The following is a 266-nucleotide window of genomic DNA, read 5'->3' as shown; positions in this document are numbered from 1 at the left end:
CATCACCAAGACGATCGATATCTTAAAAAATGGTGATTCCTACGCTCAAGAGTTGATAGAAACTCGCTGTTCGAGAGGTGCCGATATTGCGAGAGAGCTAAGGTTTAATGAAAATGTCGCATTGGGGGTTCATTCTTTGGATGAACATTGGGATGGTAGTGGTCGCCCAGAAAACCTCGCTCAACAAAATATTCCATTAAATTCTCGTATTGCGTTACTTGCACAAGTCATTGACGTTTTCCAATTTGAACACAATTTCGAAACCG

1 protein-coding gene is annotated in these 266 nt (G+C 41.4%); it reads left to right on the top strand.

The window, feature by feature from the left end:
• Positions 1–266, top strand: a 266-nt coding sequence (locus tag FTW16_RS05545; RefSeq protein WP_315897540.1) for an HD domain-containing phosphohydrolase, incomplete at both ends; no start/stop codon positions are given.

Origin of the sequence: Vibrio sp. T20 (genome assembly GCF_007858795.1) — a bacterium.
GTDB lineage: Bacteria > Pseudomonadota > Gammaproteobacteria > Enterobacterales > Vibrionaceae > Vibrio > Vibrio satsumensis.
The sequence above is the reverse complement of the archived record's forward strand: the minus strand, read 5'-3'. Positions and strand labels throughout refer to the sequence as shown.